Here is a 12,823-nt window from a genome sequence, read left to right as displayed (position 1 = left end):
CACGGGAGCGCAGGAGCAGCACCATGGAAGTACTCGTCGCAAGGATCGGCAAGCCCCACGGAATCCGGGGTGAGGTCACCGTCCAGCTGTTCACCGACGCTCCTGAGGACCGCTTCGAGCCCGGGGCGGTCTTCAGGGCCGAGGGCATCGCGCTGCCGGAACTGACGGTGGCCAAGGCCCGCTGGAACAAGGACACGCTCATCGTTGCCTTCGAGCAGGTGCCCGACCGCAATACGGCCGAGACCCTCCGCGGCGGAACCCTCTTCATCGACAGCGACACCACCGACGATGAGGACGACGACGCCTGGTACGAACACGAACTCGTGGGACTCGACGTGCGCCATGAGGGGAACGTCGTCGGGAAGGTGACGGCACTTCGCACCATGACCGTCCAGGACCTGCTCGTCGTCGAGCTCGCCGACGGCCACGAGGTCCTCGTTCCGTTCGTTGGGGAGATCGTCCCCGAGGTGAACCCCGGGGAAGGGTTCGTCACGGTGAACCCGCCCGCCGGCCTGTTCGAGCTGAACCTGCCCGGCTCCAACTCGGCGCCGGATGACGGCGAGGACGAGCTGGACGGCGGGGTCAACGGATTGCCCGACGAAGCGACCCGGGCGGCCGGGGAAGGCCGATAGTGCGCGTCGACGTCGTCACGATCTTCCCGGAGTATCTGGCGGCCCTCGATGTCTCCCTGATCGGCCGGGCCCGGAAGGACGGCCTGCTCGATGTGCACGTCCACGACCTGCGGGACTTCACCGTCGACAAGCACCGCACCGTTGACGACACCCCATACGGGGGCGGCGCAGGAATGGTCATGAAGCCCGAACCGTGGGCGCTTTCCCTTCTCTCAATCTCCGAGCAGAGTCCGGCGGGCGCGCGTCCCCTCCTGGTGGTGCCCTCACCCGCCGGGACGGTGTTCAACCAGGCTCTGGCCCACGAGTTCGCTGCGCGCGAGCACCTCGTCTTCGCCTGCGGCCGCTACGAAGGCATCGACGAGCGCGTGCTGGACTGGGCGTCGGAGTCCTTCGACGTGCTGCCGGTCAGCCTCGGCGACTACGTCCTCAACGGGGGAGAGGTGGCGGTGCTCGCCATGGTCGAGGCCGTCGGCCGCCTCATCCCCGGCGTCGTCGGCAACCCCGCATCCCTCGTCGAGGAGTCCCATGCCGACGGGCTGCTCGAATACCCCGTCTACACCAAGCCCTCCTTCTGGCGCGGCCGCGGCATCCCACCCGTGCTGCTCAGCGGCAACCACGCGAAGATCGCCGAGTTCCGCCGCACCGAGCAGTTCCTCCGCACTGCCGCCCGGCGCCCGGACCTGCTGGACGCCATCGACGTCCCCTCGCTCACCGCGGCCGACCGTAGCGCCCTGGCCAAGGCGGGCATCGACATCGTGGACGGGCGGCTCGTACCCCGCCCGGACGCCGCAGATTAGCCCCTGCCTGTTCTCTATGGAATAATTGGGGCTTGTGCCTGCTGGGCCCGCCCCTGCCACAGGGGGAGCGCAGCCAACAGCTCGGCACGCCGGCCCCGGGTAGCGGTGCAGCCGGCTAACTCTCTTCGGCGGTAATTGCCTGCTTCACCGGCCTTGACCGCTGCGACCAACGTGAATGACCTGTGGCGTTCACCAGGAGTATAAAGATGCATATTCTCGACTCGGTCGACGCCGGTTCACTCCGGAACGACATCCCGGACTTCCGCGCCGGCGACACCATCAACGTCCACGTGAACATCATTGAAGGCAAGAACACCCGTGTTCAGATCTTCAAGGGCTTCGTTCTCGGACGCCAGGGTGACGGCATCCGCGAAACCTTCACCGTCCGCAAGGTCAGCTTCGGTGTCGGTGTGGAGCGTACCTTCCCGGTTCACTCCCCGGTCCTCGACAAGATCGAGGTCGTCTCCAAGGGTGACGTGCGCCGCGCCAAGCTGTACTACATGCGTGATCTGCGCGGCAAGGCAGCCAAGATCAAGGAAAAGCGCGATCCCAAGACGGTCAAGTAACCCGTTTTTGGTGCGGAAAGACAAAGCTCCCGGGCCCGCGGCCCGGGAGCACACAAAACGCCGGTCTCCTGTGTGGGGCTGGCGTTTTGTGCTACCGGTCCTGATTCTCGCCATCGTGCTCACCTCCGTCCTGCGGGCGCTGGTCATCGACGTGTTCTTCATTCCGTCGGCCTCGATGGAACCCCTGCTGCGCCAGGGCGACCGCATCCTCGTCAGCAAAAGCGCCTTCGGCGACCGGCCGATCCAGCGGGGCGACGTGATCGTCTTTGACGGACGCGGGTCCTTCGATCCGATCAGCGATCCGCGCAGTACGGCCCAGAAGGCCGCAGGGATGGTGGGGCAGTGGCTTGGGCTGCGCGGGTCGGATACCGTCTACGTCAAGCGGGTCATCGGCGTCGGCGGCGACCAGGTGAAATGCTGCGGGGAGGATGGCCGGGTGAGCGTCAATGGAAGGGCCCTCGACGAGCCGTACATCTCCGCTGGCGACGCGCCCAGCGAGACTCCCTTCGACGTCACCGTTCCGGAGGGTAGGTTGTGGGTGATGGGTGATCACCGCTCCGAATCGGCCGATTCGCGCGCACTGCTCGGCGCTCCGGGCGGCGGATTCGTGTCGGAGGAGCGCGTCCTGGGGCGGGCGGAGCACCTGGTGTGGCCGCTGGACCGGGCCGGCGCCATCGAATGACCGGGGGAGGGCGTTGAGCGGAACGCACCAGAGATTCACCAGGAACAGAACGGCAGCTCCACCGCCGGCCAAGATGCAGAGGAATTCCTAAATGCCACGACGCTTCCACTGGAAGTCGGCCGCCCGAGCCGGCGGCCCGCAGCCGGCCGGTGCCACCCCCGCCGGACCCGACGCCGTACCCGCCGACGGCGCAGCGACGGGCCCGGAGGCTGCCGGTGCTGGATCTTCTGCCGGTGCAGGGTCCAGGGCCGCAGCGAAGGATTCCGGCGGCAAGGGCGGCGGCTTCCTCGGCTGGCTCAAGGAGATCGCGACGATCGTCGTCATCGCCCTCGTCCTGTCCTTCCTGATCAAGACCTTCCTCTTCCGGGCCTTCTTCATCCCCTCGGGGTCAATGGAAAACACGCTCCAGATCGACGACCGGATCTTCGTCAACCAACTCGTGCCCGAGCCCTTTGCCCTCGAGCGCGGGGACGTCGTCGTGTTTCGGGACACCGAAGGCTGGCTCCCCGAAGCGGCGGCCGACTCCGACACCAGCTGGCTCAGCGAAGCGCTCGTGTTCGTGGGGCTCGCCCCGGACGAGTCGCAGCAGCACCTCGTGAAGCGCGTCATCGGGCTCGAGGGCGACCGAATCGTATGCTGCGACGCCGACGGGCGCATCACCGTCAACGGGGAACCGCTCGACGAGCCGTACCTCTTCCCGGGGGCCGCGCCGTCCGACACCCCCTTCGACGTCACCGTCCCCGAGGGCGAGATCTGGGTGATGGGGGATCACCGCAACGCCTCGGCAGACTCGCGGGCCAACCAGGACAAGGACGGCGGGTTCATCGACGTCGACGCCATCGAAGGCAAGGCCTCCGTCATCGCCTGGCCCCTCGGCAACGCCTCCGTCCTCGACAGCTACCCCGAGGTGTTCGAGAACATCCCCGCACCGGCCGAAGGCGCATCGGGGAACTGATGGCTTCGGTCCGCACCGCCCGTTCCAAGGCACCCACCCTGTCCTTCGAGCGCACCTTCACATCGACCGGCCACCGGTATGTCGCAGGGTGCGACGAGGTGGGCCGCGGGGCGCTTGCCGGTCCCGTCTCGGTGGGCCTGGTGGTGATCGACCTCGATGCGGCTCGGGTACTGCGCGGGGTGCGGGACAGCAAACTCCTTTCGGCCGGCGAGCGGACCGCCCTGGTGCCGCGGATCCGTCGCTGGGCCGCCGCCTACGGCGTCGGGCATGCGAGTGCGGCCGAGATCGACGCCGACGGGCTGATGGCCGCCCTCCGGGCGGCGGGCAACCGGGCGTGGGAGCAGGTCTCGGCGACCGTCCGGCCCGACGCCGTCATCCTCGACGGCAACCATGACTGGCTCTCGGCGGGCGGTCAGGGCAGCCTCTTCGACACCGGGCCCGAGCCCACCGGCTGCGACTCGCCGGTCACCACCCGCATCAAGGCCGACCTCGACTGCCTCAGCGTGGCGGCCGCGAGCGTTCTGGCCAAGGTCGAGCGGGATGCCCTGATGGCATCGCTGGCCCGGGAGCACCCGGAGTACGGCTGGGAGGTCAACAAGGGCTACGCGACGGCCGCCCACCGGGCCGCCATCGACGGCCGCGGACCAACCGACTACCACCGCCGGTCCTGGCGGCTGGGAAGCACCGAACGGCCGGGAGTCCCCGGCGTCGAAATTGGGGGATGATGGATTCATGAGCGCCGAAGATCTTGAAAACTACGAAACCGACATGGAGCTCCAGCTGTACCGGGAGTACCGCGATGTCGTGGGTCTCTTCAGCTATGTCGTCGAGACCGAGCGGCGGTTCTACCTTGCGAACCACGTCGACCTGCAGGCACGCTCCGCGGACGGTGAGGTCTACTTCGACCTCACCCTGCAGGACGCCTGGGTGTGGGACGTGTACCGGTCGGCGCGCTTCGTGAAGAACGTCCGGGTCATCACGTTCAAGGACGTCAATGTCGAGGAGCTCTCGAAGTCGGACGACCTCGCTCTGCCCAAGGACGGGCCGCTGGGGGGCTAGTCTTCCAATTCTGGCGGCCGCGCCCGTCCGCAGCGCCGGGCCGACCCTCAGCCGCGGCTATTCCTCGTCGCTGTCCCGCGGGTACTCCGAATCGGAATCCTCGGGCAGGTCGACCGACTGTTCAAGGACGTCGGCTTCCGAGCCACCGTTTCCTACGGCGAAAACTCCGGCGCCGGCATCATCCTCGCCGCTGTCCGCAGCGACCGGGGCCCGCTGCTCAAGCTGGTCCGCCTCCGACCCTTCGGCCGTCCTGTCTTCGATGGGTGTCATTGCTGGTCCCTCCTCGTGCGCGGTTGATGAGCCGGTTTTATAGCATGCGAGCTTACTCGCCTTCGAGCTTCATGGCGCCGGTCAACTGCATTCTTCCTTGGCGTAGCTTTGGCTTGCCCGCTGGGCCGCAGCCGACCCGGACCGACGGGTTATCCACATAGCGGCTACAGCGGGTCGGATTCACTCGGGAACCTCCCATGCTGGTGGTGGAGGTGGCGTCGATGGCGGCGAAGGATGACCTGGGACGGCGCGGCGAGGCGGCCGCTGCGGAGTTCCTTGAAGCGCGGGGGCTGCAGGTGGTGGACCGGAACTGGCGCTGTCCCACCGGGGAGATCGATCTGGTGGCGGTGGATGGAGCGACCCTGGTCATCGTCGAGGTCAAGACGCGCAGCTCCCAGGATTTCGGGCACCCGTTGGAGGCGATCAGCACGGCGAAGCTGGAGCGGCTCTATGTGCTGGCCTCCAAGTGGGCCCGGGCGCACCGGCAGCGCTTCGCCGGCTTCCGCGTTGATGCCGTGGCCATCCTCGATGACGGTGCGGGCACTCCCCAGATCGAACACATCCGGGCGGTGATCTAGGTGGCGCTGGGCCGCACGTACTCGGTCGCGTTGGTAGGGCTCAACGGCTACATCGTGGAGGTCGAAGCCGACATCGGCCAGACCCTGCCGGCGTTCGTCCTCCTTGGCCTGCCTGACGCGTCCCTGAATGAGGCGAAGGACCGGATCCGGGCGGCCGCACGGAACGCCGGGGTTCCCCTTACCCGCCGCAAGATCACCGTGAACCTCGTCCCTGCGTCGCTTCCCAAGCGTGGTTCCGGTTTCGACCTTGCCATCGTGATGGCGGCGCTGGCTGCCGCGGGAGACGTTCGGGGCTGCGGACGCACGGTGTTCCTCTCCGAACTCGGCCTGGACGGGCGCCTCCGCCCCATCCGAGGCGTCCTTCCGGCGGTCATGGCGGCCGTATCCGCAGGATACAGCGACGTCGTCGTGGCCGTCGGCAACCGCGCGGAGGCCGCACTCGTGCCGGGCGCCGCGGTATGGGGTTACCGTTCCCTTGCCGAGGTGCTTCTGGCATACGGTGCCGATCCTGCTGCCGTGCAGTCGCTCAGTGGAAGTGAGCCCGAGCAGCAGGAGGCGGACCCTGCCCTGCCGGATGCCGGAGCGCAACGCGATCTTGCGGATGTTGCAGGTCAGGCTGAGGCACGGTTCGCCCTGGAGGTCGCTGCCGCCGGCGCCCATCACCTGATGATGGTTGGTCCACCCGGTGCTGGTAAGACGATGCTCGCCGAACGGATGCCTGGCATCCTGCCCGACCTTGATGACCAGCACGCCATGGAGGTCACGGCCATTCACTCGCTCAGCGGTACGCCGTGCAATACCCTTCGGCGGCGGCCGCCCTTTGAGAGCCCCCATCACACGGCGACGGCGGCAGCAATCATCGGAGGTGGAAGTGGCATACCTCGACCCGGGGCGGCCTCCCGCGCGCACCGGGGCGTGCTGTTCCTCGATGAGGCGCCCGAGTATGAGCGGAGGGTGCTTGAGGCCCTGCGTGAGCCGCTTGAGAGTGGCTCCCTGGTGCTCCACCGGTCGGCGGGAACGGCAGCCTATCCCGCCCGGTTCCAGCTCGTGCTCGCCCTCAACCCGTGCCCGTGCGGCCTGGCCTCGGGCAAGGGTACTGAATGCCAGTGCACGGCACAGCAGCGCCGGCGCTATTTCAACCGGCTGTCCGGTCCGTTGCTCGACCGGGTCGACCTGCAGCTTGGCGTTAACAGGGTTGCATTGAACGACTATGTCAGCGGAACGGCAGGGGAGAGCAGCTCCGCCGTTGCTGCTCGGGTGCACGCGGCAAGGAGCGCACAGGCTCAGCGGCTTTCCCGCTGGGGCTGTTCAACGAATTCCGAGATTCGGGGCAGAATTCTGCGGGATGAACTCCGCCTGCCGCGCAGAGTGACTGCAGCATTGGACGGGGCCCTGGAACGCGGCCTGGTCAGCGCCCGAGGCTGGGATCGGGTGCTCAAGGTCGCCTGGACCGTTTCGGATCTCGCCGGACACGTTCGCCCCGACCCCGATGACGTGTCGGTGGCGCTGGGCTTCCGTCTGCAGGAGCGTGCCGCATGAACGCCGCCCAGGAGAGCAGTACCGCGATCGCGCGCGCAGCGTTGTCACGGCTGTTCGAACCTTCGGACGCCGTCGGACTCGCCCTGGTGGCCGCGGCCGGTCCTCTTGATGCACTCCGCATTGCCACCGGAGGTCTGAGCGCGTTCGGCGACCTGAGGCAGGAGATCCAGGAGCTGCTCGCGCCGGGCGACAGCCGGGGCCACCTGCTTGACCGCGCGCTCGAACGCTGGGCACCCCGCCGGAACGATCTGGCCCCCGAGCGGGACCTCGCGACCCTGGCTCGATTCGGCGGGCGCCTGCTGACCCCTGAAGCGGAGGACTGGCCGGCCGCCCTCGAGGACCTCCAGCTTGCAGCACCGGTGTGCCTGTGGGTCCGCGGACCGGCTGAGGTACCCCCGCTCCAGCGGATGGTGGCGCTCGTGGGATCCCGCGACAGCACCAACTACGGTGTCTCGGTCACGGCCGAAATGGCATCCGGCCTGGCCATGAAGGGCCTCACCGTTCTCTCCGGCGGCGCCTACGGCATCGATGCCCAGGCCCACCGCGCGGCGCTGGGGACCTCAGGGACGGCCCAGCCTCCGACGGTCGCCGTCATGGCCTGCGGCGTGGACCGCTACTACCCGGCAGGCAACGAGGAACTGCTGCGCACCGTCGCGCGGGATGGACTCGTCATCTCGGAGGTTCCGCCGGGTTCTTCCCCTACCCGATGGCGCTTCCTGGCGCGGAACCGGCTCATCGCAGCCTTGGGTGCCGCGACGGTTGTCGTGGAGGCCCGGTGGAGGTCTGGTGCCCTCAACACTGCCCACCACGCCGCCGGGCTCGGGCGCCCAGTGGGAGCCGTCCCGGGCTCGGTCTACTCAGCAAATTCCGCTGGCTGCCACCGGCTCCTCCGGGACGGCAGCGCCATCTGCGTGACGGATGCGTCCGAGGTGGCTGAGCTCGCTGGTCCACTCGGGACCCACCCTGAGACCGAGGTGTCCGTTCCGTCCAGCGACCACGATGGACTGGCCGTCCAGGACATCCTCCTGCTCGATGCCCTCCCGCTGAGGATCTACTCCCCCATCGACAAGCTCGCCTCAGTGGCCGGGCTCGGATCACGGGACGTCCTAGCCGGGCTGGCACGCCTCGAGCTCGCAGGCCTTGCCCTCCGCGGCCCGGACGGGTGGAGGCGGGCACCGAAATGCTGACTGAAGAAACCGCAAAAAATCCTGCACCTCAAGAAGAATGAGGAGAATCTGCTATGAGACAGCATTACCGAATTGAAAGTCCTATCGGCGGCTTGATTCTTGTGGCGGCACAAGGCGGCCTCGTCGGCGCCTACCACGAACGGCACGACCCGCAGCCCGGAGTGGTGCTGCTGGGGGAGCCCTGGCAGGAACACCGGCCGGCTCACCAGAATGCCGGACACCCGAAGGCAGGGGCCCCACCAGGCAGCGAGCCGAGCGCTACCGCGGGCACGGAATCGAGCGGAATCGTACCAAGGGAGCACGGAGGCTCTATGGGAAGGGATGCGGGCGTAGTCCTGCTCGACGCAGCCCGACAGCTCGAAGAGTACTTCGCAGGAGCCCGGCGCTCCTTCCAACTGCTGCTTCTCCCAGCAGGCACGGGATTCCAGCATCGGGTATGGGCCGCCGTCGCTCGAATTCCCTACGGTCAGACACGCACCTACCGAAGCATCGCCGCGGCACTGGGTAACCCCGCCATGGGCCGGGCCGTCGGTGCCGCGGTACGGGCGAATCCCCTGTCGATCCTCATCCCCGGCCACCGGGTCGTTGCGGGAAACGGGGCGCTCGCGGGATATGCGGCTGGGATCGACGCCAAACGGTTCCTGCTTGACCTCGAAGGAGCGGCCGTTTCGGAGGGGGTCAAAGCAGCACGGAGCGCTGCCGGGGAAGTAGGTAATCCAGGGATCGCGGCCGGGCCGGTCACAGTAGCGGAAAGTGCGACTGTCATTGGCGGAGAGAGCACGGCGACAAGCCCAGCAGAAAGCAAGGCGCCCGTGGCCGGGGAAACTGCGGGGGGCGCTGCGGCGCAGGGTTCGGCCCTGAGAGCTATGGCGGGAGCGGGCCCCTCGGGGGGCGCCGCCGGGCGAGGGAGATCCACCAGAAAACAAAGGGACCTCGTGGCCGGAGCGCCTGTTGGACGCGGTCACCAGGAAGGAGCAGAGTAGAGGTCCGAGAACTGTACAAAGCCGGAAGGGAGCTGGACATCGCTGTCTCGAAGACTCCCTCAGGCAAGCCCCCGGCCGACCTCGCACCGTCGTTCGCCGACGCGGTCGACAGGTACAGGCGGTACCTTGAGGCCGAACGGAACCGCTCGGAGCACACGGTCAGGGCCTACCTGACCGACCTCGAACTGCTGCTGGGCTTCGTCCAGGGCCGGGGCACCGAACGACTTGAGGACGTCGAGCTCAGCGACTTCCGGGCGTGGCTGGGGTCGCTCGACAGTTCGGGGCTGGCCCGCTCAACCATCGCCCGCCGCGCGGCGACGGCCCGCAGCTTCATGGCCTGGGCCGAGCGCGAAGAACTGATTTCGGTCAACCCCGCCCTCCGGCTGCGGGCGCCGAAACGGGAAAAGTCGCTGCCCCACGTCGTCACCCGTGCCCAGCTTGACTCTATCTTCGCTTCCCTGGAGGAGGCGGCTGCGGCGGGGGAGGGAGGCGCCCTTCAGGCCCGGGCTATGGTCGAACTCCTGTACGGCACCGGCATCCGCGTCGGAGAGCTGACCGGACTGGACATCGACGACCTCAACACTGAGCGGCGCACCCTCACGGTGCTCGGCAAGGGCAACAAGGAGCGGACGGTTCCCTTCGGAGTGCCTGCGGCCCACGCGTTGGATGACTGGCTGCGGCGCGGCCGCTCCCAGTTCTCCACAGCAGCCAGCGGACCGGCCGTCTTCCTCGGCCGCCGCGGCGGCCGGATCGACCAGCGCGCGGTGCGCAGCATCGTCCAAAAACTGTTCGCCGCGCTCGGCGGAACTTCGGCCTCGGGGCCGCACGCCATCCGCCACAGCACGGCCACACACCTCCTCGACGGCGGCGCTGATCTTCGGGCAGTGCAGGAAATTCTCGGCCACAACAGCCTTGCCACCACCCAGATCTATACGCACGTCTCGGTGGACCGGTTGCGCCGGAGTTACGAGCAGTCACATCCCCGCGCATAGTACGTCCGGTGGAACGGAATTATGGGGCTCGCCGGAAAGCAAGTAGTTTTTACAATTACCTGAGTAGTTACAGTGGCGCTCCGGTGAGTTGTACGGCACAATGATTCCTAGTTAGTCATCCGGCACACTGCACATAGGGCAGTGTCGTCAAAGCACACGCAAAGCTGCACCGTTTCATCTGCCATGCAGGTCGTTGGGGAAGACGTACCTAAAGCTATGGAGGATGGAATGTCTGTTGTGATGGCCCGCGGTGTTTTGTACGTGCACTCAGCCCCTTCCGCGTTGTGCCCTCATGTCGAGTGGGCCATTGGGTCGGTGCTCGACAAGCGGGCGGACCTGGACTGGAGGCCTCAGCCGGCCGCGCCCGGAATGCACCGCGCCGAGCTCGCCTGGACAGGCCCCCAGGGGTCGGGAGCGCAGCTTGCCTCGGCACTGCGCGGCTGGGCGCACCTCCGCTACGAGGTCACCGAGGAGCAGAGCGCCGGAGTTGACGGCGGACGCTGGTCCCACACCCCCGAGCTCGGCATCTTCCACGCCACCACCGACGTCCACGGGAACATCATGGTTTCCGAGGACCGCATCCGCTACGCCTACGAGGCAGGCGCGGGCGATCCTTCGGCCGTCTACAACGAGCTGTCCCTGGCGCTCGGCGAATCCTGGGACGAAGAACTCGAGCCGTTCCGCCATGCAGCCGAAGGCGCTCCCGTCCGCTGGCTCCACCAGGTCGGCTAACAGGCACGCTGCAGCGGCCAGCCAGGCATCCGCCCGGTCGGGCATCGGGCACTCAAGCCGAAGCCCGGCCGCAATTCCACAACACAAAAGTCCACAGCAAAAAGTCCACAGCGCAAAAGTCCATAGCACGAGAGAAGGGCACCCCCGGATGGGGGTGCCCTTCTCTCGTGCTAGCGGGGCTAGACGTTCCGAATGACGACGACGGCGTTGTGGCCGCCGAAGCCGAACGAGTTGCTCAGCGCGACAATGTCTCCGTCGGGAAGCTTGCGCTCGGAGGTGACGACGTCGAGGGGGATCTCCGGGTCCTGGTTCTCCAGGTTGATCGTCACCGGAGCGCTCCGGTCGTACACGGACATGACGGTCATGACAGCCTCGACGGCACCCGAGGCGCCGAGGAGGTGGCCGGTCTGCGACTTGGTGGCTGAAACCGCCACGTTGCCGACGTGCGAGCCGAGCGCTTCCTTCAGCGCAATGTACTCGGGCTTGTCACCGACCGGCGTGGAGGTGGCGTGGGCGTTGACGTGGACGACGTCCGAGGGCAGGGCCCGCGCGTCGAACAATGCGGCCTTGAGGGCGCGGGTGGCGCCCAGTCCGCCCGGGTCCGGCGCGGTGATGTGGTACGCATCGGCGGTGACGGAGGTGCCGGCCAGTTCGCCGTAGATGCGGGCGCCGCGGGCGAGGGCGTGCTCCTCGGCCTCGAGCACCAGGGCGCCGGCGCCCTCACCCATGACGAAACCGTCCCGGTTGAGGTCGTAGGGCCGGGAGGCGTGCTCGGGGTCGTCATTGCGCCGCGAGAGGGCCTGCATTGAGGCAAAGGCGGCCATCGGCATGGGGTGGATCGCCGCCTCGGCCCCGCCGCACATCACGACGTCGGCCTTGCCGGAGCGGATCAGTTCGAGGCCTTGGTGGAGGGCTTCGGTGCCCGAGGCGCAGGCCGAGACGGGGGTGTGCGCGCCTGCGCGCGCTCCGATGTCGAGGCTGACGGCGGCGGCCGGGCCGTTGGGCATCAGCATGGGCACGGTCATCGGCAGGACGCGGCGGGGGCCCTTGTCGCGCAGTGTGTCCCAGGCATCGAGCAGGGTCCACACTCCGCCGATGCCGGTGGCGAAGGCAACGGCCAGGCGGTCCGGGTCGACCTCTTCAATGCCGGAGTCGCGCCAGGCTTCCCGGGAGGCGACAACGGCGAACTGGGTTGAGGGATCCATCCGCTTGGCCTCGACGCGCGTGAGGACGTCGGTGGCCGGTGTGGAGATCTGGGCCGCGAACGTGACGGGCAGTTCGTACTTCTGGACCCAGTCGGCCTCGATGGTGTGAGCACCGGAGACACCCTTGAGGGCGTTCGCCCACATGGTTGGCACGTCACCGCCGATGGGCGTTGTCGCACCGAGGCCGGTGATGACTACTTTGCGGGGCATGGGGTCACTCTTTCAAAGCGTTGGGTCGGTTCACGCCTTCCGGCGGGAACCCAGGGTGTGGGCGGCTGCCTCCGGCGCTCGGGCCGGAGGCTGCCGCCGTCGCTCCTCGCGGAGCAGGTGCTACGCCTGCGCGCCGGCGATGAAGGTGACAGCGTCGCCTACGGTCTTGAGGTTCTTGACTTCCTCGTCGGGGATGCGGACGCCGAACTTCTCCTCGGCGTTGACGACGATGGTCATCATGGAGATCGAGTCGATGTCGAGGTCGTCCGTGAAGGACTTATCCATCTGGACGGACTCGGGAGCGAGGCCCGTTTCCTCGTTGACGATCTCGGCCAGACCGGCCAGGATTTCTTCGTTGTTAGCCATAGTGGCTCCTTTTCTGTTACTGCCGGGCTGTCCCGGCGTGGTTGGGTCAAACCGCCGTTGGCAGTTTGGG

Annotated in this window: 16 protein-coding genes; 13 read left to right on the top strand and 3 right to left on the bottom strand. The window is 67.6% G+C overall.

Annotated elements, in window-relative coordinates; genetic code table 11:
* Nucleotides 1-23: 23 nt before the first annotated feature.
* The 7 genes from rimM (at nucleotide 24) to GVV86_RS04415 (ending at nucleotide 4,691) form a co-directional block, all read left to right on the top strand.
* Complete coding sequence (rimM, locus tag GVV86_RS04445) at nucleotides 24-632, top strand: ribosome maturation factor RimM (RefSeq protein WP_159801573.1); 609 nt, start codon at nucleotides 24-26, stop codon at nucleotides 630-632.
* Complete coding sequence (gene trmD / locus GVV86_RS04440; protein ID WP_159618249.1) at nucleotides 632-1,429, top strand: tRNA (guanosine(37)-N1)-methyltransferase TrmD; 798 nt, start codon at nucleotides 632-634, stop codon at nucleotides 1,427-1,429. Before rimM ends, trmD begins: the two co-directional genes overlap by 1 nt.
* Before the next feature lie 206 nt (nucleotides 1,430-1,635).
* The gene (gene rplS, locus GVV86_RS04435) at nucleotides 1,636-1,995 is read left to right on the top strand and encodes a 50S ribosomal protein L19 (RefSeq protein WP_120165344.1); all 360 of its coding nucleotides are present in this window, start codon (nucleotides 1,636-1,638) and stop codon (nucleotides 1,993-1,995) included.
* Between the two features lie 10 nt (nucleotides 1,996-2,005).
* Nucleotides 2,006-2,677 (top strand): signal peptidase I, encoded by a 672-nt coding sequence (gene lepB / locus GVV86_RS04430; protein ID WP_425483357.1) that lies wholly within the window; start codon nucleotides 2,006-2,008, stop codon nucleotides 2,675-2,677.
* 91 nt (nucleotides 2,678-2,768) lie between these two features.
* A complete protein-coding gene (gene lepB, locus GVV86_RS04425) occupies nucleotides 2,769-3,632 on the top strand; it encodes a signal peptidase I (RefSeq protein ID WP_159618245.1) in 864 nt (287 codons plus the stop codon).
* Nucleotides 3,632-4,357 (top strand): ribonuclease HII, encoded by a 726-nt coding sequence (locus GVV86_RS04420; protein WP_159801571.1) that lies wholly within the window; start codon nucleotides 3,632-3,634, stop codon nucleotides 4,355-4,357. The genes lepB (GVV86_RS04425) and GVV86_RS04420 overlap by 1 nt, the downstream gene beginning before the upstream one ends.
* A gap of 7 nt (nucleotides 4,358-4,364) precedes the next feature.
* Nucleotides 4,365-4,691, top strand: coding sequence for a DUF2469 domain-containing protein (locus GVV86_RS04415; RefSeq protein WP_120165348.1), 327 nt, complete (start codon nucleotides 4,365-4,367; stop codon nucleotides 4,689-4,691).
* 57 nt (nucleotides 4,692-4,748) lie between these two features.
* On the opposite strand, the gene GVV86_RS04410 is transcribed toward GVV86_RS04415, so the two are convergent.
* Nucleotides 4,749-4,961 carry a hypothetical protein gene (locus GVV86_RS04410; protein WP_159618241.1) on the bottom strand — a complete coding sequence of 71 codons (213 nt, stop codon included), beginning with the start codon at nucleotides 4,959-4,961 and terminating at the stop codon, nucleotides 4,749-4,751.
* 221 nt (nucleotides 4,962-5,182) lie between these two features.
* On the opposite strand from GVV86_RS04410, the gene GVV86_RS04405 reads away from it, so the two are divergent.
* The 6 genes from GVV86_RS04405 to GVV86_RS04380 all read left to right on the top strand — a co-directional run bounded on the left by GVV86_RS04405 (nucleotide 5,183) and on the right by GVV86_RS04380 (nucleotide 10,972).
* Nucleotides 5,183-5,539 carry a YraN family protein gene (locus tag GVV86_RS04405; protein ID WP_159618576.1) on the top strand — a complete coding sequence of 119 codons (357 nt, stop codon included), beginning with the start codon at nucleotides 5,183-5,185 and terminating at the stop codon, nucleotides 5,537-5,539.
* Nucleotides 5,540-7,078: a YifB family Mg chelatase-like AAA ATPase gene (locus tag GVV86_RS04400; RefSeq protein WP_159801569.1), complete on the top strand. Its 1,539-nt coding sequence runs from the start codon at nucleotides 5,540-5,542 to the stop codon at nucleotides 7,076-7,078.
* Entirely contained in the window at nucleotides 7,075-8,265 is a 1,191-nt protein-coding gene (dprA, locus tag GVV86_RS04395; protein ID WP_159801567.1) for a DNA-processing protein DprA, read from the top strand. The genes GVV86_RS04400 and dprA overlap by 4 nt, the downstream gene beginning before the upstream one ends.
* Nucleotides 8,266-8,318: 53 nt before the next feature.
* Nucleotides 8,319-9,248, top strand: coding sequence for a methylated-DNA--[protein]-cysteine S-methyltransferase (locus GVV86_RS04390; protein WP_343206281.1), 930 nt, complete (start codon nucleotides 8,319-8,321; stop codon nucleotides 9,246-9,248).
* Between the two features lie 38 nt (nucleotides 9,249-9,286).
* Complete coding sequence (locus GVV86_RS04385; RefSeq protein WP_159801681.1) at nucleotides 9,287-10,240, top strand: tyrosine recombinase XerC; 954 nt, start codon at nucleotides 9,287-9,289, stop codon at nucleotides 10,238-10,240.
* A 228-nt stretch (nucleotides 10,241-10,468) separates the two neighbouring features.
* Nucleotides 10,469-10,972, top strand: coding sequence for a DUF3145 domain-containing protein (locus tag GVV86_RS04380; RefSeq protein WP_120165355.1), 504 nt, complete (start codon nucleotides 10,469-10,471; stop codon nucleotides 10,970-10,972).
* Between the two features lie 179 nt (nucleotides 10,973-11,151).
* On the opposite strand, the gene fabF is transcribed toward GVV86_RS04380, so the two are convergent.
* A complete protein-coding gene (fabF, locus tag GVV86_RS04375) occupies nucleotides 11,152-12,387 on the bottom strand; it encodes a beta-ketoacyl-ACP synthase II (protein WP_159618231.1) in 1,236 nt (411 codons plus the stop codon).
* A 120-nt stretch (nucleotides 12,388-12,507) separates the two neighbouring features.
* The gene (locus GVV86_RS04370) at nucleotides 12,508-12,753 is read right to left on the bottom strand and encodes an acyl carrier protein (RefSeq protein ID WP_120165357.1); all 246 of its coding nucleotides are present in this window, start codon (nucleotides 12,751-12,753) and stop codon (nucleotides 12,508-12,510) included.
* Between the last annotated feature and the right edge of the window lie 70 nt (nucleotides 12,754-12,823).

Source organism: Arthrobacter zhaoguopingii, assembly GCF_009828595.1.
Lineage (GTDB): Bacteria > Actinomycetota > Actinomycetes > Actinomycetales > Micrococcaceae > Arthrobacter_D > Arthrobacter_D zhaoguopingii.
This window is presented reverse-complemented; position numbering and strand designations above follow the sequence as displayed.